The 22320-nt window shown below is 75.7% G+C and carries 15 protein-coding genes and 1 tRNA gene; 13 read left to right on the plus strand and 3 right to left on the minus strand.

Translation table 11 applies throughout. The annotated features are described in order from the left end of the window. The first annotated feature begins 88 nt into the window (after nt 1-88). Nucleotides 89-1714: an AMIN-like domain-containing (lipo)protein gene (locus tag BM142_RS24340; protein WP_175527067.1), complete on the plus strand. Its 1626-nt coding sequence runs from the start codon at nt 89-91 to the stop codon at nt 1712-1714. An 80-nt stretch (nt 1715-1794) separates the two neighbouring features. Next, nucleotides 1795-1867, plus strand: a tRNA-Arg gene (locus BM142_RS02590). A 119-nt stretch (nt 1868-1986) separates the two neighbouring features. Here the strand turns inward: BM142_RS02590 and BM142_RS02595 are convergent. Then, nucleotides 1987-2835 (minus strand): class I SAM-dependent methyltransferase, encoded by an 849-nt coding sequence (locus BM142_RS02595; RefSeq protein ID WP_175527068.1) that lies wholly within the window; start codon nt 2833-2835, stop codon nt 1987-1989. Between the two features lie 274 nt (nt 2836-3109). Here BM142_RS02595 and BM142_RS02600 point away from each other — a divergent pair, with 274 nt between their 5' ends. Then, the gene (locus BM142_RS02600; protein WP_092195241.1) at nt 3110-5653 is read left to right on the plus strand and encodes an AMP-binding protein; all 2544 of its coding nucleotides are present in this window, start codon (nt 3110-3112) and stop codon (nt 5651-5653) included. A 32-nt stretch (nt 5654-5685) separates the two neighbouring features. Here BM142_RS02600 and BM142_RS02605 read toward each other — a convergent pair whose 3' ends face one another. Next, nucleotides 5686-7935, minus strand: coding sequence for an MMPL family transporter (locus tag BM142_RS02605; RefSeq protein WP_092195242.1), 2250 nt, complete (start codon nt 7933-7935; stop codon nt 5686-5688). Nucleotides 7936-8337: 402 nt separating this feature from the next. Here BM142_RS02605 and BM142_RS02610 point away from each other — a divergent pair, with 402 nt between their 5' ends. Further along, entirely contained in the window at nt 8338-10986 is a 2649-nt protein-coding gene (locus tag BM142_RS02610) for a penicillin-binding protein (RefSeq protein WP_254790484.1), read from the plus strand. A gap of 280 nt (nt 10987-11266) precedes the next feature. Here the strand turns inward: BM142_RS02610 and BM142_RS02615 are convergent, their stop codons facing one another. Next, nucleotides 11267-12559: an alpha-hydroxy-acid oxidizing protein gene (locus tag BM142_RS02615; RefSeq protein ID WP_217640538.1), complete on the minus strand. Its 1293-nt coding sequence runs from the start codon at nt 12557-12559 to the stop codon at nt 11267-11269. A 274-nt stretch (nt 12560-12833) separates the two neighbouring features. Between BM142_RS02615 and BM142_RS02620 the strand changes: the two genes are divergently transcribed. The 9 genes from BM142_RS02620 to BM142_RS02660 are packed head-to-tail and all read left to right on the plus strand — an operon-like array spanning nt 12834 to nt 22241. After that, a complete protein-coding gene (locus tag BM142_RS02620) occupies nt 12834-13769 on the plus strand; it encodes a hypothetical protein (RefSeq protein WP_092195243.1) in 936 nt (311 codons plus the stop codon). A 25-nt stretch (nt 13770-13794) separates the two neighbouring features. Next, nucleotides 13795-14295, plus strand: coding sequence for a MarR family winged helix-turn-helix transcriptional regulator (locus BM142_RS02625; RefSeq protein ID WP_092195244.1), 501 nt, complete (start codon nt 13795-13797; stop codon nt 14293-14295). Between the two features lie 50 nt (nt 14296-14345). Next, nucleotides 14346-15866: an HAD-IIIA family hydrolase gene (locus BM142_RS02630; RefSeq protein ID WP_092195245.1), complete on the plus strand. Its 1521-nt coding sequence runs from the start codon at nt 14346-14348 to the stop codon at nt 15864-15866. Beyond that, complete coding sequence (locus BM142_RS02635) at nt 15863-16936, plus strand: glycosyltransferase family 9 protein (RefSeq protein ID WP_092195246.1); 1074 nt, start codon at nt 15863-15865, stop codon at nt 16934-16936. Before BM142_RS02630 ends, BM142_RS02635 begins: the two co-directional genes overlap by 4 nt. Continuing rightward, nucleotides 16933-17913, plus strand: a complete 981-nt coding sequence (locus BM142_RS02640; RefSeq protein ID WP_092195247.1) for a glycosyltransferase — start codon at nt 16933-16935, stop codon at nt 17911-17913. The genes BM142_RS02635 and BM142_RS02640 overlap by 4 nt, the downstream gene beginning before the upstream one ends. After that, entirely contained in the window at nt 17910-19154 is a 1245-nt protein-coding gene (locus tag BM142_RS02645) for a glycosyltransferase (protein ID WP_092195248.1), read from the plus strand. The genes BM142_RS02640 and BM142_RS02645 overlap by 4 nt, the downstream gene beginning before the upstream one ends. Then, nucleotides 19151-19828: a D-sedoheptulose-7-phosphate isomerase gene (locus BM142_RS02650; protein ID WP_092195249.1), complete on the plus strand. Its 678-nt coding sequence runs from the start codon at nt 19151-19153 to the stop codon at nt 19826-19828. Before BM142_RS02645 ends, BM142_RS02650 begins: the two co-directional genes overlap by 4 nt. Further along, the gene (rfaE2, locus tag BM142_RS02655; RefSeq protein WP_092195250.1) at nt 19825-21222 is read left to right on the plus strand and encodes a D-glycero-beta-D-manno-heptose 1-phosphate adenylyltransferase; all 1398 of its coding nucleotides are present in this window, start codon (nt 19825-19827) and stop codon (nt 21220-21222) included. Before BM142_RS02650 ends, rfaE2 begins: the two co-directional genes overlap by 4 nt. Continuing rightward, entirely contained in the window at nt 21219-22241 is a 1023-nt protein-coding gene (locus BM142_RS02660; protein WP_254790485.1) for a glycosyltransferase family 9 protein, read from the plus strand. Before rfaE2 ends, BM142_RS02660 begins: the two co-directional genes overlap by 4 nt. Nucleotides 22242-22320 lie beyond the last annotated feature (79 nt).

Below are 22320 nucleotides of genomic sequence, written 5' to 3' on the forward strand. Positions count from 1 at the left end.
TCCGGGCGGCGGCGTGCGGCACGTGACGATCGTGTTGAGCCGGGCCCGGCGTCGTTTGGCTCCCGCGGGTCCCTGGCACCGCATCCCCATGGATGCGACACCGACGACCAGGAACGGCCTCCGGCCGATGCGCTTCCTCGTCGCGTGCGGCGCCGTCATGACGCTCACCGCATGCGCCGGAGGGATCGACGGAACCGGGGCGCAGACCGACACCCGCTCTGCGGGCACCACCACCACGATGACGGACACGGCAGCCGGCGGGCGGAGCCTGTCAGCGCCGGACGCGCTCTCCCCGCTCGGCGAGCCGACGACCGATCCCGTCGAGTCCGACGGCTACCCGGGCACCGGTGAGCCGGCACTGCTCACCGACGTCCGCGTGGCCGGCCAGGAGACCTTCGACCGGGTGGTCCTGGAGTTCGCCGACCAGGTGCCCGGGTACCGGGTGCAGTACGTCGAGCCGCCGATCACCGCCGACGGATCCGGCCGGACCGTCGAGATCCCCGGCGAGGCGTACCTGCAGATCACCGCGCAGCCGGCGAGCGGGGTCGACCTCTCCGGCGACCAGCCCCGGCCGACGTACGACGGCCCGGCGCGCATCGATCCGCCCTACGGCGAGGTCATCACCGAGGCGGTGCGCACCGGGGACTTCGAGGGCGTGCTGACCTGGACGGTCGGGCTCGAGGAGCAGCTGCCGTACGGCGTGGTGACGCTGCAGGACCCACCGCGGCTCGTCGTCGACGTCCGGCACCAGGCCGACGGCGGGGACGGCGGCTCCGGCGAGGGCATCGAGCCCGTGGGGCCGGGAGCTACCGATGACGTGTCCGCGGACGGCTCGGGCGAGCCCGTCCTCGTCACCGACGTCCGGCTCGGGGCGCACGACGGCTTCGACCGCATCGTCTTCGAGGTCGCCGGCGAGGGCGAAGCCGGCTGGCAGGCCGGCTACGTGCAGGACCCGACGGCCCAGGGCTCCGGCGAGCCGATCGACGTGGCCGGTGACGCCACGCTCGAGATCACGCTGACCAACGTCGCGCTGCCCGGCGACGCCCCTGAGGGCGTGCAGCCCTGGGACCAGCAGGAGCGGCTGGCCATCCGCGACGGCCAGGTCATCGAGGAGCTGATCGTCGACGGCCTCTTCGAGGGCCGGTACGCCTTCTACGCCGGGCTGACCGGGCAGCTGCCGTTCGCGGTCGAGCGGTTCGAGGATCCGCAGCGGATCGTCGTCGACGTGCAGACCGAGCGCCCCGAGGACGTCGTCCTGAGCGAGACCTGCACCAGCCCGGCCGGCTTCAGCGTCGGCTACCCGTCGGACTGGGCGGTCAACTCCGGCGAGACCGTGCCGTCGTGCAGCCGGTTCGCGCCGGCCAACTTCAACGTGCCGGAGGCCACCGGTGCCCGGATAGCCGCGACCGCCTTCTCGATCGAACCGGTCGCCTTCGACCGGGTCACCCAGGAGCGCCCCGGTGAGATGTCGCGCGAGCAGCTGACCGTGGACGGGCGGGACGCCGTCCGCATCGAGCGCGAGACGCAGGACGGCCTGTACCCGGCCGGGACGCCGATCACCAGCTACGCCATCCCGCTGGAGGACGGCGAGAGCGGCCCGCGCACCCTGGTCGCCGACACGGTGGGCCTGCCCGCCTTCGACTACCAGCGCAACGTGGCGGTGCTCGACGCGCAGGTCGAGTCGCTCGACCTCGACGCCGAACCGGAGGGCTGACGCCGGCAGCCATGGCGGACCCCCGTCCAGGACCCGATCCGTGCCCGCTACACTGGTGCCAGCGCCGATTTCCGGCTGCTGCACCCGTAGCTCAACGGATAGAGCATCTGACTACGGATCAGAAGGTTAGGGGTTCGAATCCCTTCGGGTGCACGTCTGGTTGAGACACCGCTCTGCCGCGCCGCCCCGACGGGGGAGGCGCGGCAGAGTCGTCTCCGAGGCAGCAGAGTCGTCTCCGAGACGCCGGGGCCGTCCGACTGCGGCCGCGCCGCTCACCCGGGCACCTTCTCCAGCCACAGCGATCCGCCGCGCACTCCCTGGTTCTCCGGAGCCACCAGGTCCGGGTGCTCGGTCGCCAGCCAGTCCCCGAAGAGCACGATCCGGAAGCGGGAGTTGTAGGCGAGGAAGGCGTGCACGAAGTACACCTCCGTCCAGTCCCGGCCTTCGCGCAGCCACTCGTCGGGATACTCGAACGGCCACAGGACGTCGTGGATGTGCACGATCACGCCGTCCGGCAGGGCGGGGAGGATGCGCAGGAGCAGCCAGAGCACGTCCGACCCGGCCTTGACGACGTGCGTCGAGTCGATGAAGAAGACGTCGCCCGGACGGAGCTGCGCGACCAGGGACGCCATGTCGACGTCCTGCAGCGGCTGCTCCAGCAACGTCAGCCGGTCGGTGTCCCCCGGCCGGAGCCGGGAGCGCAGCCGGTCGGCGTAGGGCTCGACGCAGGTGATCCGGAGATCCGGCAGGTCCTGCTCGGCCACATCGAGCGCCAGCGCCGTCGAGTAGCCCGACCCGATCTCGACCAGTCGCTCCGGCCGGTGGTGCAGCAGCATTCCGCGTAGCATCGACGCGTCGGCCGCTCCGAACATGGAGTTGTCCGGGGTCCACCGGCCCGTACTCGGCCGGCTCAGGTCCAGCTCCTGCGCGAGCCGCATCTGCTCGGCCTCCCGCAGGTCCACCGCGGACGTCGGCGCCTGCCTGGTCGCGATGGCCCGCTCGCGATCCGCCGGCGACGTGACCGAGCTGAAGAAGTGCCCTGGCGCGTAGCGGGGCGGCCGGACCAGGTCCCGGGTGACGGCCCGGACGGCGCGGACGACGTGGCGGCCGAGGGAGGGCATCGCCGCACAGTAGGGGCGCGCTCGATCGCCGGAAAGGGCCGGCGGCGCTCCCCGCAGCGGTGCCTGGCGGCACGATCGCGGTCTCGTCGTGCTCGCGGCCGGCGCGGTCCGACGACGGAGCGGGGGGTTCCACGGCACGTTCACGCGCCTGACGTGGGGTGTCACCCCACCGGGTGCCCGAGCGGGAAAGGTTCCGCCGGATCGTCGGCTGCGCCTACCCTCGCCCCGGGACTGCGGAAGAGGACCGATCTTCCGGGATTGTGGGGTTGCTGCCATGCCGACGCTGCTTCCGCTCGAGGAGGATCCGGCCGTCGCCGACCTTGTGGACCGGCTGATCACCGTGGCGGCCGCACAGCCCGAGGCGATCGCCCTGGGGGATGACGGTCGGCAGCTCACCTTCGGAGAGCTCCTCGTCGAGGCGGCGGCCATCACAGCGGAGCTCACGGAGCGGAACCCCAACCGCCGTCCCGTCGCGGTGCTCCTCAGCCACGGGGTCGATGCGGTGGTGGCCGCGGTGGCCGTCGTCGGCTCGGGAGCTCCGCTCGTCGTCCTGGACTCGACGACACCCGCCCCCCGGCTGCGCCACTACGTCGAGGCCGCCGGGACGACGATCTGCCTCACCGACCCGGAGCACCGCACCGTGGCGGAGGAGCTCTGCAACACCGTGCTCACGGGGAGACGGGGTGCAACGGGCGGTGACCCGGTCGACGCCGCCGGCGTGCTCCGCGCGGTGCGGACGGACCCCCATCGGCCGCTGGTCGTCGTCTTCACCTCCGGTTCCACCGGCCGGCCGAAGGGTGTGGCCAACGGCGCCCGCGCCGTGCTGCACGACGCCTACACCAACGCTGTGGCCACAGGCTGCTACGGGCCGGGGGACGTCGTCGCCAACCTGCTGCCCATGGCGTTCGCCGCGGGGATCGGGCTGACGCTCACCGGGCTGGCCGCCGGGGCGACACAGCAGCTCTTCGACCCGCGCGCCCGGCCGGTCGGGGAGCTGCCGCAGTGGTTGCGGCAGGTCGGCGCCACCATCCTCGTGGCCAGCCCGGGCATTCTGCGCGGGCTGGTCGCCTCGCAGCCGCCGGGCGCGACCCTCGACGGGCTGACCCGCGTCACCGTGGCCGGGGAGACCGTGCACGCCGCCGAGCTGGCCGCCATCCGTGGCCTGCTGGGGCCTTCGGTCGAGATCTGGAACCGGTACGGCTCCACCGAGACAGGGTTGATCTCCGAGTACATCCTGCGGGCCGGCGACCCGCTCCCGGTGGGCCCGACGCCCGTCGGCCGGCCCGTGAGCGGGATGCAGGTGCGGGTCCGGGACGAGCACGGGACGGACCACGAGGTCGGCACGGGGCGGCTGGTCGTGACCTCGCGCTGGCTGACGCAGGGGTACCTGGGCAACCCGGAGGCCACGTCCGCGGTCTTCACCGACCTCGAGGACGGTCGCAGGACGTTCCTCACCAACGACTCCGCGACCATCGACGACGCCGGCCAGATCACCCTGCTGGGAAGGACCGACCACAGCGTCAAGGTGCGTGGCCACCTGGTCGAGCCGGGGGAGATCGACGCCGTCCTGTTCGCCCAGCCGGAGATCCGGGAGGCGGTGACGGTGGGTGTCACGTCGGAGGGGACCGGCCGCGTGCGGCTGATCTCCTACGTCGTCCCGGCCGACGCCCGCATCGAGGCCGCGTCGGTGCGCCGCGTGGTCCGTGAGCAGCTCCCGGTCTTCATGGTGCCCGAGCAGGTCGTCTTCCTCACCGCGCTGCCGCGCACCGAGCGGGGCAAGCTCGACCGCGCCGCCCTGCCCGCGGCGCCGCCGCCCTCCCGAGGTGACCAGCCGCCCCGGTCGGACTGGGAGCGCGTCGTGGCCGCGATGTTCGCGCGGGTCCTGGGGCTGGACTCGGTGGGGGTCGACGGCGACTTCTTCGAGCTCGGCGGTGACTCGCTGGCGGCCGAGGAGCTCCTCGCCGCCGTCGTCCAGGAGCTGGATGTCCCGACGGAGGTTGCCACGACGAAGCTGCTCGCGGAGGCGTCGACGCCGCAGGCCTTCGCCGAGGCCGTCCGCCGCCAGCGGCGACCCGCCCACCCCACCCTCGTCCGGCTGCGGGGCGCTGGTAGCCGCACGCCGCTGTTCTGCGTCGGTGGCGCGGGCGCGGTCGCGGTGGGTTTCCGGCCGCTGGCCCTCCGGCTCGGCCCGGACCAGCCCGTGTACGCCGTCCAGGCCAGTGGCCTCGAGACCCGCGGCCCGGTGGACTGGACGGTCGAGGCGATGGCGGCCCGCCACCTGGAGACGCTGCGCGCGGTCCAGCCGCACGGCCCCTACCGGCTCGCCGGGCACTCACTGGGTGCCCTGATCGCCCTCGACATGGCGCACTCCCTCACCGCCGCCGGCGAGGAGGTGGAGCTGGTCGCCGTGCTGGACTCCTATCCGCCCGACCCGGCGATGTCGCCATCGGCCTTCGACGGGAGCGTCGTGCGGAAGCTGAAGCGCCTGCTCGCGGTGCTGCTGGTCGGTGTGCTGCCGAGCGGCCGCAGCGACTACTCCCGGTTCCACGTGCACGGGGTCTTCGTCGGCCACCGGCACCGGGGGCGGCCGTGGGCGGGGCGCACGCTCGTCGTCGTGGCCCAGGACGACGGGCACGCCGCACCGCGGGCCCGGTGGGAGGGGCATCTCACCGGCTCCTGGGACGTGGTGCACGTCCCGGGCGACCACGTCAGCGTGCTGCACGAGCCCTACGTCGGGGCGCTTGCGGACGCGCTGTCGGCGGAGTTGCAGTCCCTCGACGTCCGGCCCGCGGCAGAGGCCGCCCACCCCGGGGCCTGAGCCCCCGAGGCAGATCCGGGACGCCGGTGCGGTCACTCGGTCGCGACCATCTCCGGCACCCCGCCCGGGGTCCGGGGCCCGGTCGCCTGGACCGGGATCGAGGGCGCAGCGGCGGGTTCGACGTCGTGCGCCATGGTCGGTAGCCAGCCCAACCAGCGCGGCAGGTACCAGTTCGCCTCGCCGAGCAGCCGCATGACCGCCGGCAGCAGCACCGCCCGGACCAGGGTGGCGTCGAGCAGCACCGCGAGCGCCAGCCCCAGGCCGATCTGCTTCATCGACGTCATGGACAGCGCGACGAAGCACAGGAAGACGAACACCATGATCATCGCGGCGCTCGTCACCGTCCCGGCCGAGCGGGTGATCCCGGAGGCGATCGCCTGCGAGGTGCTCTCGCCCCGGTCCCGGGCCTCGCGGATCCGGCTGAGGATGAACACGTGGTAGTCCATCGACAGCCCGAACAGGATCACGAACAGGAACAGCGGGATCCAGTTCACGATGGCGCCGGTGGCCTCCAGCCCGATCAGGTCGCCCCCCCACCCGTGCTGGAAGACCAGCACCAGGGCGCCGTAGGCGGCCGCCACCGACAGCAGGTTGAGGGTGAGCGCCGTGAGCGCCACCACCACCGAGCGGAACGACACCAGCAGCAGCAGGAACGCGAGCACCAGCACGAAGCCGAACACCCACGGCGTCCGCTCGGCCACGAGATCCTCGAAGGCGATGGACAGCGCGGTGTTGCCCGCCGTCACGGCCGTGACGCCGTCGACCGCACCGATCGTCGTGGGGACGACGTCCTCGGCTAGCGTGCCCAGCGCATCGCGGGAGGCCTGCTCCTCGCCGTCCCCGGCCAGGGGCACCGAGACGACGGCGACGGTGCCGCCCTCGTTGGTCTCGACGGTGATCGGCTCGAACATCACGCCGGTGGCCAGGGCCTCGGTGCGCAGGTCCGCGATCGCGTCCTGCACGTCCGGGGCGGTGACGTCGTCGGCCGCCACGACGACCTCGGCCGGGTCGGAGCCGCCGGGGAAGGCCTCGGCGATCCGCTCGTAGGTGGCGATCACCGGCAGGTCCTGGGGCAGGTCGGCGATGCCCTCGTTGCGCAGGGTGAGCCCGAACGCCGGGACGGCGAGCCCGATCAGCAGCCCGCCGGACACGACGGCCGCGACCAGCGGGCGGCGCAGCACGACGCCGAGCACGGCGGGCCAGAACCGGCCCTGCCCCGGTGCGCGACGACGGCGGCCGGTGAACGGGACCCGCCCCTTCTCGATCCGGTCGCCGAGCCAGGACATCAGCGCGGGCAGCACGGTGAGCGAGCCGACGACGGACGTGGCGACGACGAGGATCGTGCCGACCGCGACGCCGGTGAACACGGAGAACCCGGTGAGGAACATGCCGGCCATCGCGACGATCACGGTGATGCCGGAGATCAGCACCGACCGGCCGGACGTGGCGGCGGCGACGTCGAGGGCGTCGGCGGCCGACCGGCCGCGAGCCCGTTCCTCGCGCTCCCGCTTGAGGTAGAAGAGCGAGTAGTCGACGCCGACGGCCAGGCCGATGAGCAGCATGACGGTCTGGGTGGTGCCGTCGACGTGCCAGATCTGGCTGGCGAAGCTGAGCAGGCCCAGCGCCCCGACGAACGCGGTCAGCGCGAACACCAGGGGCAGGACGGCGGCGACGAGCGCGCCGAAGGTGAGCATCAGCACCGCGAGGATGATCGGGATCGACAGGTACTCGGCGCGCTGGAAGTCCGCGTCCAGGGCTGCGTCGAGGGCCACCTCCGCGCTGGTGCCGCCGAACTGCTCGACCCGGACGTCGTCGTGCCGGTCGGCGACGGTGGCCACGGCGACCTGGATCGGCCCGATCCTGTCCCCGGCGGTGTCGGGGGACCCGCGGATGTCGAAGGTCACCAGCGCCGAGCGCCCGTCCGCCGAGACCAGCGGGGCGCCGTCCAGCGGGCTGGCGACGTTCGCGACCTCCGGGGTGTCCTCCAGGACGGCGACCAGGTCGGTGAGCGCGGCGGTGGCGGTGGCGTCGCCGACGTCGTCCGTGCGCTGGACGAGCACCATCTCCGACGCCGGTTCCTCCCACCCGTTCTCGTCGAGGATCCGCTGGGCCTGGGCCGGTGCGCCGAGCAGCTGCTCCGAGCCGGTCAGCTCCCCCTGCGGGACGAGCTGACCGGCGAGGACGGCGAGCGCGACGAAGGCCAGCCAGCCGAACACCGCCGTCTTCCGGTGTCGCGCGCTCCCACTCCCCGTGCGGGCCGCGAGATTGCTGGGTCTGGTCATGGTCGGGTCCTCTGCATCGGGCGGTCGGGTGCCGCACTCGAGACTGGCGGGGCGGCGGCGCCCGGCCGATCCCGCCAGCTGGCGGATCGGGGGTCGGGCCGGCCCGAACATCGCTGTCCGGGCGGCCGCCGCCGTCCCGTTGGGAACCCTGCCGATCAGCGGCCGGACGCGACATCGGGGAACGCCCCCATCCGGCCCGGGTTCGTCCCGGTGCCGGGTCAGGGGATCCCCGGCCCACCGGTCCTTTGCGACCGTGTGACGGTCCCTGCGTGGACGCGGGTTCCGGACTTTGCTGTTCCATGACAGCTCGGCGGATCGTGCACGACGCCGAAGCGTGCGGGGAACGGCAGGAGGAGCCCGCCGGCCGGCGGGCGAGCCCTGTCGTGCCGCCGAAGGAGTCGTGTGCCACCCCCTGCCGCTGAAGGTCTGCTGCTGCCGGGGGTCGAACGTGATCCGGCGCCGGGGCGCCGCCGGATCGGTGCCGTCCTGCGGCTCGGCCTGGCCGTGGTCGCCGCCGGGGCACTGGTGGCCGGCGTCGCGATGCCCGTCCTGGGCGGCGTGGCCAAGGGGACCGACTACGCGGCGGATCTGCTCAGCCCGGTCGAGGTCGACCTGATCGACCGCACCCCGCCGGGCAACACCCGCATCCTGGCCGCCGACGGCTCGCTGATCGCCGAGCTGTACCGCCGGAACCGGACCGTCGTGCCCAGCGAGGCGATCGCACCGGTGATGAAGGACGCGCTGGTCGCCATCGAGGACGCCCGCTTCTACGAGCACGAGGGTGTCGACGGCCAGGGTCTCGGGCGCGCCCTGGTGCGCAACGTGGTGGCCGGCGAGGTCGTCGAGGGCGGCTCGACGCTGACCCAGCAGCTGGTCAAGCAGATCCGGCTGCAGACGGCGGACGCGACGGCCGAACGCGAGGCGGCGACCGAGCAGACCGTGGGCCGCAAGCTGCGCGAGGCGCAGATCGCCCTCGGCCTGGAGCAGGCGTACAGCAAGGACGAGATCCTCACCCGCTACCTCAACCGGGTGTACTTCGGCGCCGGTGCCTACGGGGTGCACGCCGCCGCCGAGACCTACTTCGACGTGACGCCGGACGCGCTCACCGTCGCCCAGGCGGCCACGCTCGCCGGCCTGGTGCAGAGCCCGACCAGCTACGACCCCTTCGTCGCCCCCGACCGGGCGACCGAGCGCCGCGACGTCGTGATCGGCCGGATGCTCGACCTCGGCATGATCGACCAGGCGGCCGCGGACGAGGCCCGCAGCGCACCCGTGGTGCTGACGCCGGGGCAGGGGCCGCCGCACGGCTGCGTCGAGGCCGTCATCGGTGCGTTCTTCTGCGACTACCTGCTCAGTTACCTGACCGGCACTCTCGGGCTGACCACGGGGCAGCTCGAGAGTTCCGGTCTGACCATCGAGACGACGTTGGACCCCGCGATGCAGCGGGCCGGCGACGCCGCGGTGCTCAACACGCTGGCCCTGGGCGACCCTCGGGCCGGCATCTACACCGCCGTCGAGCCGGGGACCGGCCGGGTGCTGGCCATGTCGGTCAACCGGGTCTACGGCCTCGACGAGGCCGATCCCGCGCAGACGACGGTCAACCTCAACACGGCCGCGGGGCAGGGCGCCGGGTCCACCTACAAGGTGTTCACCGCCGCCGCGGCGCTGGAGGCCGGGTTCGGACTGCAGCACCGCATCACCACCTCCGACCCCTACGAGTCCGAGGTCTACCGCGACGGCGACGGCGCCTACGACGTCGGGAACGCCGGCCGGTACCCGCGGACCCTGGACATGGAGCGCGCGCTCTACATGTCCTCCAACACCTACTTCCTGGCGCTGGAGGACCAGCTGGGCAGCGTCGAGGGGCCGGTGCGCATGGCCCAGCGCCTCGGGCTGACCTCGCTGGACCCCATCGCGGACCAGATCGTGGCCGAGAACCGCGGGTCGTTCACCTTCGGGGCCGAGGCCACCAGCCCGCTCGCGCTGGCCAACGCCTACGCCACCCTGGCGGCCAGCGGCACCCGCTGCACGCCGACCCCGGTGGCGCGGATCCTCGACCGGGACGGCCAGCCGCTGCTCGACGAGAACGGCGCGCCGCTCGGCCAGGCCGCCGCCCCGTGCACCCCGGCGGTCGTCGACCCGGGTCTGGCGAACACGCTCAACCAGGCGCTGCGCAAGGACGTCGAGCCGGGCCACTCCGGCCAGACCGGGCGTCGCGCCTACGTCCCCGGCCACCAGATCGCCGGCAAGACCGGGACGACGCAGGACAACTTCTCCATCGCCTTCGTCGGCTACACCCCGCAGATCGCGGCCAGCGTGATGGTCTACGACCCGGTCGCCAACCGGGACGTGGGCGGCTTCGGTGGCGGCAAGGCCGCGCAGATCTGGCACGACGCGCTGGCCCCCGTGCTCGGCGCCCGCCCGGCCGTGCCGTTCCCCCCGGCCGACCCGCGGTACGTCGCCGGGAGCCTGCGCACCGTGCCCGCGGGCTGCGCCGGCTCGGGCGACGACCGATGCCTCGGCCTGCTGGCCGGCGCCGGCCTGACCGGGACCGTCGTCCCGGTCGACAGCGGACGCCGGCCGGGGATCGTCCTCGGTGTCGAGCCGGGGGCCGGGACGCCGATCCGCACCGACACCGCCGTCCGGGTGCTCGTCAGCAACGGGGCGAACTGGGCGCCTCCTCCGCCGCCGCCGCCGGCGCCCGAGCCGGCGCCCGAGCCCGAGCCCGAGCCCGAGCCCGAGCCGACGCCCGAGCCGACGCCCGAGCCGACGCCCGAGCCGACGCCCGAGCCGACGCCCGAGCCGACGCCCGAACTCGCGCCGGAGCCCACGCCCCCGGAGCCGACGCCCGAACCGACCCCGGAGCCCACGCCGGAGCCGACGCCCGAACCGACCCCGGAGCCCACGCCCGAACCGACCCCGGAGCCCACGCCCGAACCGACCCCGGAGTCCACGCCCGAGTCGGCGCCGGAGCCCGCACCGGCGCCCGAACCGGCACCGGTGCCCGCACCCGGGCCCGCTACCCGAGAGCCGGCACCCGGGCCGGCGTGAGGTCGAGCCGCGCCGCGGGACGTTGGGCCGCGTCCTGCCGCGGCTGAACGTCTGCTCGACCGGCTCGACGCCGTCAGCGGGGGATGTGGGGGCGGGAGGCCGGGCCTGACGGTCTGGCCGCGTTGGTCGGTCTGTCCAGCAGTGGACAGCCACTCGATTGCCGGCTCTCCCGCCCGGGACCCACTGTGAGCCGCGTCACAAGGATCCGTCAAGAGGGTCCCGGAGTGTCGGCCCCGGCGTGTCCGGACCCGCCGGGGACCGCGAGGGTCGGAGGGTGCCCCTACCCGACGCGGCGGAGGACGTCGGGGGAGAGCTGGTCGACCGCGGTGTGCCCGGTCAGTCCGAGCGTCAGGTCGAACTCGCCGATGACGTCGCTGATCACCTGCCGCACGCCCTCCTCGCCGGCCAGTGCCAGCCCCCACGCGAACGGCCGGCCGAGCAGTACCGCCGTCGCCCCGAGGGCCACGGCCGTGAAGACGTCGGCGCCGCTGCGGACCCCGCTGTCCAGCAGCACCGGCGCGCGCCCGGCGACCGCCCCCAGCACCTCGGGCAGCGCGTCCAGCGCGGAGATCGACCGGTCGACCTGCCGGCCGCCGTGGGTGCTGACGACCAGCCCGTCGACGCCCTCGTCCAGGGCGCGGCGGGCGTCGTCGGGGTGCAGCACGCCCTTGAGCAGGATCGGCAGCCGCGTCCTCGACCGCAGCCAGGCCAGGTCGTCCCAGGTGATGGAGGGCCGGGAGTAGATGCCGAGGAACGTCTCGACGGCGGCCCGGGGGAGCGGCGACTGCAGGTTGTCGCGGAACGAGCCGGGCCAGGCCTTCGCCATGCCGACGAGGGCCTTCACCGCGGCCGGCGTGGGCCGGGGCTGTGGCTGCTTCGGCCCGCCGGCCGCCACCTTCTCCTCGACCAGCCGGCGGAACACCGGGTCGGAGGTGTACTGCGCGATGCCCTTGCCCAGCGCGAACGGCAGGTGCCCGAGGTCGAGGTCGCGCGGCCGCCAGCCCAGCATCGTCGTGTCCAGCGTGACGACGACGGCGTCGCAGCCGGCCCGCTCGGCCCGGCCGACCAGGCTCTCGACCAGCTCGTCGGACGTCGACCAGTACAGCTGGAACCAGCGCGGCGCAGCATCGGGGCCGGAGCCCATCGCCGCGGCGCACTCCTCCATCGACACCGACGCCTGGTTGGAGAAGACCATCGGCACCCCGGTGGCGGCCGCGGCCCGGGCCACGGCGAGGTCGGCGTCGGCGTGCACCAGCTCCAGCGCACCGACCGGCCCGAGCAGCAGGGGCGCCGGGAGGCGGCGGCCGAAGATCTCGACGGAGGTGTCCCGGCTGCTCACGTCCCGCAGCAACCGCGGCACCACGGCCCAGCGGTCGAAGGCCGCCCGGTTGGCCCGCTGGGTGACCTCATCGCCGGCGCCACCGGCGACGTAGGCGTAGGCCCGCGCGTTCAGCGCCTTCTTCGCCGCCGCCTGCAGCTTCCGCGCCGCGACCGGCACCCGGGGGAGGTGGCCGTAGACCCCGGCCCGGTAGACCTCGTTCTGCCGGCGACGGCCGGCTCCTGCCTCATCCACGGCCTGCACGCTAGTGACCCCGCTCTCACCCGCCACGGCGAGGGCGGCGCGCCCTCCGGGCAAGAGCTGCCAGTAATCGCCGACACGCCGCACCGACACGCCCAACTGGCCGGTAACGGGCTGACAACGACGTGTCACATCGGACATCATTCGGGTGAATTCGCACCACGCAGGGGGAGCACGTATCAGGACCGCCCACGGGCCCGTCGCCGAACAGCGCGCGAGGGGTACGCACCACCACTCGGCCGCGTCGGCCGGACTGCTCACGGGTCTCGTGTTCCTCGTCCTGGGCGCCGCTCTCGCCGCCGCCGCGCCGGCCGCCGCCATCGACGACGCGTCCCGCCCCGACGTCCGCGTGACCCACGGCCCGAGCTGCCAGCCCGGCGGGCTGGTCGTCGAGGTCGTGGCCGGGACGGCTCCGTACCGGGTCCGCCTCGCGACCACCCGCACCCCTTCCGGCGAGGACGAGGCGCACCTGCGCCCCGGCGACACGGCGACCCTGCGCACCGGCGACGTCGAGTGGGGCGAGACCATCGACGGCCGGCTCGAGTTCACCGCCGCCGACGGCGCCGGCTACGTCGACGAGCTGGTCGAGTACAGCTTCACCCGGCCCACCCGCGAGGACTGCGCCGCCGTCGCCCGGCCGACGACGCCGGAGCCGGTGCCGCCGGCGACCGGTTCGCCGTCCGCGGTGCCGACCGCCACGCCGACCAGCGGCCGCGCCCCGTCGACGAGCCCCTCGACCGGCCCGTCGTCCACCTCGCCGTCGCGCCCGTCGTCGTCCGCCGTCCCGGTCCCGGACGACGACGCCGGGCCCCCCGCGCGGGTCAGCCCCGGCGGGACGGTGACGGTCGAGGCGGGCGGCTTCCTGCCCGGCGAGCGGGTCACCATCCGGCTGCGCGTGGCCGGGAACGTCCTGGGCACCGCCACCGCCGGCGCCGACGGCGCGGTGCAGGTCGAGATCCGCATCCCCGACGGCGCGGCGGCCGGGCGCACCACCGTGGACCTGGTGGGGGTGCGCTCCGCCGCGGTCGCCGACGTCGAGCTGCAGGTGGCCGGGGCGCGCAGCGTGCTCGTCACCGAGGGCTGGGCCGACGTCCTCCCGCTGACGGCCGCCGCGATCGCCCTGGTGGGCAGCGTCTCCGGGCTGGTCAACGTGGCCGGCGGGCGGCGTGCCCTGCAGCGACACGCCGGGTTCGGGAGCGCCTGAGCCCGCCGTCGGCGACGATGGGTGCGTGCACCGTCCGGACGACGCGCTCGCCCGCGGGATCCCGCGCGACGTCGGCGCCGTCCCCGGCGCCTCCCCGCGGGCGGCCGAGACCTGGCTGCGGATCGTCCAGGTGCACGACCGGATCACCCATCGCGTGGATTCCGCGCTGCACCGCCAGCACGGCCTCTCGCTCACCGCGTTCGAGGCGCTGCGCCGCCTGGCCGAGTCCCCGGGGGAGCGCGCCAGCATGGGGGAGCTCGCCGAGGCGCTGGGGCTGTCCCGCGCCGGCGTCACCAGCACGGTGAACCGGCTGGTCACCGAGGGGCTGGTCCTGCGCGAGCGCGCGGCCGGTGACCGCCGGCTGCTGCACGCCCGGCTCACCGCGGCCGGGCGGCAGCGGGTCGACCAGGCGGCCGGCACGCACGACGACCTGGTCGCCCACCTGCTGGCCATGCTGGGCGACGACGCCGCGCTGGTCACCGACGCCCTCGCCCGGGTGTCGTCGGCGGCGCGCACCCGCCGCTGAGCTGGGGGCCGTTGGCCGACACTTCAAGCCCGTAGTGTTTCTCGTGGAACATGATCGGGAACGGGCCGGTCGTGCCACCGTTCCTCCAGCGGAGCAGCGTCGTCGTCCCGACCATCGGTCGGCCCTCGCTCGACGTGCTCCTCGACGCCCTGGCCGCCGCCCCCGGGCCGCGGCCGGCCGAGCTGATCCTCGTCGACGACCGGCCGACCGGGGAGCCGCTGCGGCCCGAGCGCCCCGGCCTCCCGCCGGTCCGCGTGGTGCGCACCGGAGGGGGCGGTCCGGCGCGGGCCCGCAACCTGGGCTGGCGCACCGCCCGCACCGAGTGGATCGCCTTCCTGGACGACGACGTGGTGCCCGACGCCGACTGGTACCAGCGGCTCGAGGCGGATCTGGCCGACCTGCCGGCCGACGTCGCCGGCAGCCAGGGCCGGGTCCGGGTGCCGCTGCCCGAGGACCGGCGCCCCACCGACTGGGAGCGCGGGACCGCGGGGCTGGCCACGAGCAGCTGGATCACCGCCGACGTGGCCTACCGGCGGGCCGCGCTGGCCGCGGTCGGCGGGTTCGACGAGCGGTTCCCCCGCGCGTTCCGCGAGGACTCCGACCTCGCGCTGCGGATCATGGACACCGGCGCGCGGCTGGTCCGCGGGCAGCGCTGGATCACCCACCCGGTGCGGCCGGCCGACCGCTGGATCAGCGTCCGCGTGCAGGCCGGCAACGCCGACGACGTGCTGATGCGCCGGCTGCACGGCCGGCACTGGCGGGACCGGGCCGACGCCGCGCTCGGCCGCCGGCCCCGGCACACCGCCGTCACCGCGGCCGCCCTGGCCGCGCTCGGGTTCGCCGCTGCCCGCCGGCCCCGGGCCGCGGCACTGGCCGCCGCCGGGTGGCTGGCCGGGACGGCGGAGTTCGCCTGGGCCCGCATCGCCCCCGGCCCGCGCGACCGCGCCGAGGTGACGACGATGCTGGCGACGAGCGCGCTCATCCCCCCGCTGGCCACCTGGCACTGGCTGCGCGGTGTCGTGCAGCACGGAGGGGTCCGCCGCTGGCGGGGCCTGCCCGACCTGGTGCTGTTCGACCGCGACGGCACGCTGGTGCACGACTTCCCCTACAACGGCGACCCCGACTGGGTGCGCCCGGTGGACGGGGCCAGGGAGGCGCTCGACCGGCTGCGGGCGCGGGGCGTGCGGGTCGGCGTGGTGAGCAACCAGTCCGGCGTGGCCCGGGGCCTGATCACCGGCGAGCAGGTGGAGGCCTGCATGGCCCGGCTCGAGGAGCTGCTCGGACCGTTCGACACGGTCCGGGTCTGCCCGCACGGCCCGGACGACGGCTGCGACTGCCGCAAGCCCGCCCCCGGCATGGTCAAGGCGGCCTGCGCCGAGCTGGACGTCGACCCGGCCCGCTGCGTCGTCATCGGGGACATCGGCGCCGACGTCGAGGCCGCCGCCGCGGCCGGGGCGGCCGGGATCCTGGTGCCGACGCCGGTGACCCGGAAGGCCGAGGTCGACGCCGCCGCGCACGTCGCGGGCAGCCTGACCGCCGCGGTGGACGACGTCCTGGACGGTGCCTGGTGACCCGCACCGTGCTGGTCGCCCGCCTCGACAACGCCGGCGACGTCCTCCTGCAGGGCCCGATGGTGCGCGCGGTCGCCGCCGGCGCGGACCGGGTGGTGTTCCTCGCCGGCCCGGCCGGTGCCGACGCCGCCGCCCTGCTGCCGGGGGTCGACGAGGTCTGGACCTGGCGCTGTCCCTGGATCCTCGGCGACCCGCCCCCGGTCGACGCCGGCGACCTCGCCGAGCTCACCGCCCGGGTCCGCGCGCTCGCGCCGGACGAGGCGGTCCTCTCGACCTCCTTCCACCAGTCCCCGCTCCCGCTGGCGCTGGTGCTGCGCAGCGCCGGGGTGCCGCGGATCTCGGCGATCAGCGTCGACTACCCCGGCTCGCTGCTCGACGTCCGGCACCGGGTGGACGACGACGTCCCCGAGCCGGAGCGGGCGCTGTCCCTGGCCCGGGCCGCCGGCTTCCCGCTGCCCGCGGGCGACGACGGCCGGCTGGCGGTGCGCCGCCCGCTGCCCGCCTCGGAGCACGAGCCGGGCTACGTCGTCCTGCACCCGGGGGTGTCGGTGCCGGCCCGCGCCTGGCCCGCCGACCGCTGCGCCGAGGCCGTCGAGGCCCTGGCCGACGCCGGGCACCGGGTGCTGGTGACCGGCGGCCCGGGGGAGACGGCGCTGACCGCCGCCGTCGCCGGGACCGCGGGCGTCGACCTCGGCGGGGCGACGACGCTGGCCGAGATGGCGGCGATCCTCGACGGCGCCGCGGCGGTCGTCGTCGCCAACACCGGGCCCGCGCACCTGGCCGCCGCCGTCGGCACGCCGGTCGTCTCGCTGTTCGCCCCCGTCGTCCCCGCCGCCCGGTGGGCGCCCTACGGCGTGCCCACCGTGCTGCTCGGCGACCAGAGCGCGCCCTGCCGGGACACCCGGGCCCGCGAGTGCCCCGTGCCCGGCCACCCCTGCCTGACCTCGGTGACGGCGCAGGACGTCGTCGCCGCGGTCGAGAAGCTCACGACCACGGTCCAACAGCCGGCCGTTCACCGAATCCCTGCCGCAGAGCGAGAGGCGGCGACGATCTTCCAGGGGAGAACGTGAAGATCCTCATCTGGCACGTGCACGGATCGTGGACGACGTCCTTCGTCCACGGCGACCACGAGTACCTGCTGCCGGTGACCCCCGGCCGGGACGCGGACGGGCTCGGCCGCGCCCGCACCTGGGACTGGCCTGCCTCGGCCCGCGAGGTGACGCCGGAGCAGCTGCGCGAGGAACAGGTGGACGTCGTCGTCCTCCAGCGCACCCGCGACCTGGAGCTGGTCCGCGCGTGGCTGGGGCGCGAGCCCGGGCGGGGCCTCCCGGCCGTCTTCCTGGAGCACAACGCCCCGGGTCTGGAGCCCGGCGACGGCGCGGTGCCGCACACCCGCCACCCGCTCGCCGACCGCGACGACATCCCGATCGCGCACGTGACCCACTTCAACCGGCTCTTCTACGACAACGGCCGCGCCCCGACGACGGTGATCGAGCACGGCATCGTCGACCCGGGGGAGCGCTGGACCGGCGAGCTGGCGCGGGCCGCCGTCGTCGTCAACGAGCCCGTCCGCCGCGGCCGCACGGTCGGGGCCGACCTGCTCCCCGGGCTGGCGCAGGCCGCGCCGCTCGACGTGTTCGGCATGGGGCTGAGCGGGCTGCACGAGGCCTACGGGCTGGACCCCGGCCGGGTCGCCCTGCACGACGACCCGCCGCAGGCCGCCATGCACGCCGAGCTGGCCCGCCGCCGGGTGTACGTGCACCCGGTGCGCTGGACCTCGCTCGGCCTCTCGCTGCTGGAGGCCATGCACCTCGGGATGCCGGTCGTCGGGCTGGCCACCACGGAGGCGGTCGAGGCGGTGCCGGCCGAGGCGGGGGTGCTGTCCACCCGGCCGGAGCGCCTGGCCGAGGCGGTCCGGCACTTCCTGCACGACGAGGACGCCGCCCGGCTGGCCGGCAAGGCGGCCCGCGCCGCCGCGCTGGAGCGGTACGGGCTGGACCGCTTCCTGCGCGACTGGGACGCGCTGCTCGAGGAGGTGACCCGATGAGGGCCGACCAGCCGGGCTCGTACCGGCTCAGGATCGACCTGGTCAGCGAGCACGCCAGCCCGCTCGCGGCCATCGGCGGGGTGGACGCCGGCGGGCAGAACGTGCACGTGGCGGCCCTGGCCGCGGGGCTCGCCGCACGCGGCCACGAGGTCACCGTGCACACCCGCCGGGACGACGCGACGCTGCCCGAGCGGGTGGTCGTGCAGGACGGCTACGACGTGGTGCACGTCCCCGCCGGGCCGGCCGAGCCGCTGCCGAAGGACGACCTGCTGCCGCACATGCCCGAGTTCGCCCGGGTGCTGCGGCACCGCTGGGCGGCCGCGCGGCCGGACGTGGTGCACGCGCACTTCTGGATGAGCGGCCTGGCGTCGGTCGAGGCCTCGGCCGGCCTGGTCGCACCGGTGCCGGTGCTGCAGACCTTCCACGCGCTCGGCTCGGTCAAGCGCCGCCACCAGGGGGCCGCCGATCCCTCCCCGGCGGAGCGGATCGAGCTCGAGCGGGGGCTGTGCCGCGAAGTGAGCCACGTGGTGGCCACCTGCACCGACGAGGTCTTCGAGCTGCGCCGCCTCGGCCTGCCCACGGACCGGGTCTCGATCGTTCCGTGCGGGGTCGACACCGCGGTGTTCACCCCGGACGGCCCGGTGGCCCCGCGCGGGCAGCGGAAGCGGCTGCTCGTCCTCGGCCGGCTGGTCGAGCGCAAGGGCCAGGACGACGCCGTGCGCGCCCTCCGCGCGGTGCCCGACGCCGAGCTGGTCGTCGTCGGCGGGCCGCCGGCCGATGCGGTGGACGGCGACCCGGAGGTCCGCCGGCTGCGCGCGATCGCCGCCGAGGAGGGGGTTGCCGACCGGCTGGTGTTCGCCGGCTCCGTCGCGCGCGACGACGTCCCGGCGTGGGTGCGCTCGGCCGACGTCGTCCTCGCCGTGCCCTGGTACGAGCCGTTCGGGATCACCCCGCTGGAGGCCATGGCCTGCGGCCGCCCGGTCGTGGCCACCGCCGTGGGCGGGCTGCAGGACAGCGTCGTCGACGGGGTCACCGGCGTCCTGGTGCCACCGCGCGACCCGGCCGCCCTCGGGCAGGCGCTCGCCGCGCTGCTCGCCGACGACCGGCGGCGGGCCGCCTTCGGCGCGGCCGGCGTGCGCCGGGCCCGGGACCGCTACCGCTGGAGCCGCGTCGTCGCGGACACCGACACCGTCTACCGGCAGGTGCTCGCCCGCCGCCGTCCCGTGGAGATCGCCCGATGAGCGCCACCCCGCACTCCTTCTTCGAGAACGTCGCCGTCGAGTCGCCGGACACGTGCACGCACCTGACCGGCGCCGCCCACGTGGCGTCGCTGAGCGCCGCGCTCGGCTCGCTGGGCGACCAGCTGGACGTCCTGGACCGCTGGGGCCGGCAGCTGGCCGGGGTGCTGTGCGGGGAGACCCGCGGGCGGTTGCTGGCCGCCGGCAACGGGGGCAGCGCCGCCCAGGCGCAGCACCTGACGGCGGAGCTGGTGGGCCGCTACCGCGCTGACCGGCCGCCGTTCTCGGCGATCTGCCTCACCGCCGAGACGTCGTCGCTGACCGCGATCGCCAACGACTACCCGGCCGACGAGCTGTTCGCCCGGCAGGTCGAGGCGCACGGCCGGGCCGGCGACGTGCTGGTGCTGCTGTCCACGTCGGGCCGCTCGCCGAACGCCGTGGCCGCCGCCCGGCGGGCCCGCGACTGCGGGATCACCGTGCTCGCGCTCACCGGCCCGGCGCCGAACCCGCTGGCGGCCGCCGCCGACGACGCGGTGTGCATCGACTCCCCGTGGACGGCGACGGTGCAGGAGTGCCACCTGGTCGCGCTGCACCTGGTCTGCGCCGCCTTCGACGCCGCCGTGCTGAGCGAGCCCTCGCGGGTCCGGGCGGCGCCGGAGTTCGGGAGCGCGTCGTGAGCGAGCTCGCCAGCTCGGCCGACGCGCGCAACAGCGCGCCGCTCGTCGTCGTCGGGGACGCGCTGCTCGACGTCGACCTGGTGGGGACGGCGTCCCGGCTGACCCCGGACGCGCCGGTGCCCGTGGTGGAGGACGTCGAGACCCGCGAGCGACCCGGCGGCGCCGCGCTGGCCGCGGTGATCGCCGCGGCCGCCACGTCCCGCGAGGTGGTGCTCGTCGCGCCGATCGACTCCGACGAGGGGGCGGCCCGGCTGCGCGCGCTGCTGTCCGGGCGGGTGCGGCTGCTGGCGATCCCCTCCTCCGGCGGGACCGCGGTCAAGCAGCGGGTGCGGGTGGGGGACCACTCCGTCGTCCGGCTCGACAGCGGCTCGCCGGCCGCGACCCTCGGTGCGCTGCCCGCCGAGGCGGCCGCGGCGATCCGCGACGCGGCCGCGGTGCTCGTCGCCGACTACGGCCGGGGGACGACGGCGGCGGCCGACGTCCGCACCGCGCTGGCCGGGGCCCGCGGGCCGGTGGTCTGGGACCCGCACCCGCGCGGCGCCGACCCGGTGCAGAACGCGCGGCTGGTCACCCCCAACGGTGCCGAGGCCGCCCGGGTGGTGGCGGACGTGACCGGGTCGGGGCTGGCCGCCGTGGGCGCCCGGGCGGAGGGGCTGATCCGGCGGTGGGGCGTGGGCGCGGTGGCGATCACCCTGGGCGCCCGCGGGGCGCTGCTGTCCTACGGGGAGGGCGCGCCGATGGTGGTGCCGGCCGTCCCGGTGAGCGGCGGCGATCCGTGCGGCGCCGGTGACTCCTTCGCGGCGGCTGCGGCGCTCGCCCTCGCCGACGGCGCGGTGACCGGCGAGGCGGTGGCCGCCGCGGTGGCGGCGGCGTCGGCCTTCGTCGCGGCCGGGGGCGCGTCGTCCTGGGACGCCGAGACGCACCCGCCGGCGGACGTGGCCGCGGAGACGTCCGTGGAGGCGGTGCTGGCCCGCGTCCGGGCGTCCGGTGGCACGGTCGTGGCCACCGGCGGCTGCTTCGACCTGCTGCACCCCGGCCACGTCGCGACCCTGCGGGCCGCCCGCGGGCTGGGCGACTGCCTGGTCGTCTGCATCAACTCCGACGACTCGGTGCGCCGGCTGAAGGGACCCACCCGGCCGCTGGTCACCGCTGCCGACCGCGCCCGCGTGCTGGAGGCGCTGGAGTTCGTGGACGCCGTCGTGGTGTTCGACGAGGACACCCCCGCCGAGGTGCTGGACCGGCTGCGGCCCGACGTCTGGGCCAAGGGGGGCGACTACGCCGGCGCCGACCTGCCGGAGGCCGCCGTGCTGCGGACGTGGGGTGGGCAGGCGGTCGTCCTGCCGTACCTGGACGGGCACTCGACGACGGCGCTGGTCGCCCGCTCCCGGACGTGAGGGAGGACCCCCTCACCCCCCACCACCCGCACGCTCGCGGCGGGCCGCTGCGAGGGGGCAGTTCCGGCGCGGGGGACGGCGTCCCGGTCGCGCTGGTGCTGCGGCCGCTGGGGCTCGGTGACCTGCTGACCGGCGTCCCGGCCCTGCGCGCGATCCGGGCGGCCGTGCCCGGCCACCACCTGGTGCTGGCCACGACGACGGCGCTGCGCCCCCTCGCCGAGCTGATCGACGCCGTCGACGAGGTGCTGCCCGCGCGCGAGCTGGAGCCGCTGGACTGGACCGGTCCGCCACCCGAGCTGGCCGTCGACCTGCACGGCAAGGGGCCGGCGTCGCACGTCGTCGTCGCGGACCTGCAGCCGGCCCGGCTGCTCACCTTTGCCAGCCCCGGCTACCCGGGGCCGACCTGGTACGCCGACGAGCACGAGGTGCGCCGCTGGTGCCGGCTGGTCGCCGAGGGGCTGGACGTCGATGCCGACCCCGACGCCCTCGACCTCGCCGTCCCGGCCGTCCCGCCGCCGGTCGCGGGCGCCGCCGTGGTGCACCCGGGGGCCGCCTACCCGGGACGGCGGTGGCCCCCCGAGCGGTTCGCCGCCGTGGCCCGGCACCTGGCTGCGCGGGGGTACGACGTGCGGGTCACCGGAGGGCCGGGGGAGGTGCCGCTCGCCACGGAGGTCGCCCGGCTGGCCGGGCTGGACGAGGACGCCGTGCTGGCCGGCCGGACGTCGTCCGTGGAGCTGGCCGCCGTCGTGGCCGCCGCCCGGGTGGTGGTCTGCGGGGACACCGGCGTCGCCCACCTCGCCACCGCCTACCGCCGTCCGTCGGTGGTGCTGTTCGGGCCCGTCCCACCCGCGCTGTGGGGCCCGCCGGCCCGGCCCGGGACGGACGGCCGCCCCCTGCACGTCGCCCTCTGGCACGGGGACGGCACCGGCGACCCCTGGGGCACCGAACTCGATCCTGCGCTGGAGAAGGTCACCGTCGAGGAGGTGCTGGCGGCCCTCGACGGTCTGCCGACCAGGTGACCCCGCGGAGGCTTGTGCTCTGCCTACGTGGTGCAGGCAGAGCACAAGCGTCGGGGTAGGTGGTCCCGCGGAGGCTTGT

This window comes from Blastococcus tunisiensis (genome assembly GCF_900112815.1).
In the GTDB taxonomy this organism is placed as follows: domain Bacteria; phylum Actinomycetota; class Actinomycetes; order Mycobacteriales; family Geodermatophilaceae; genus Blastococcus_B; species Blastococcus_B tunisiensis.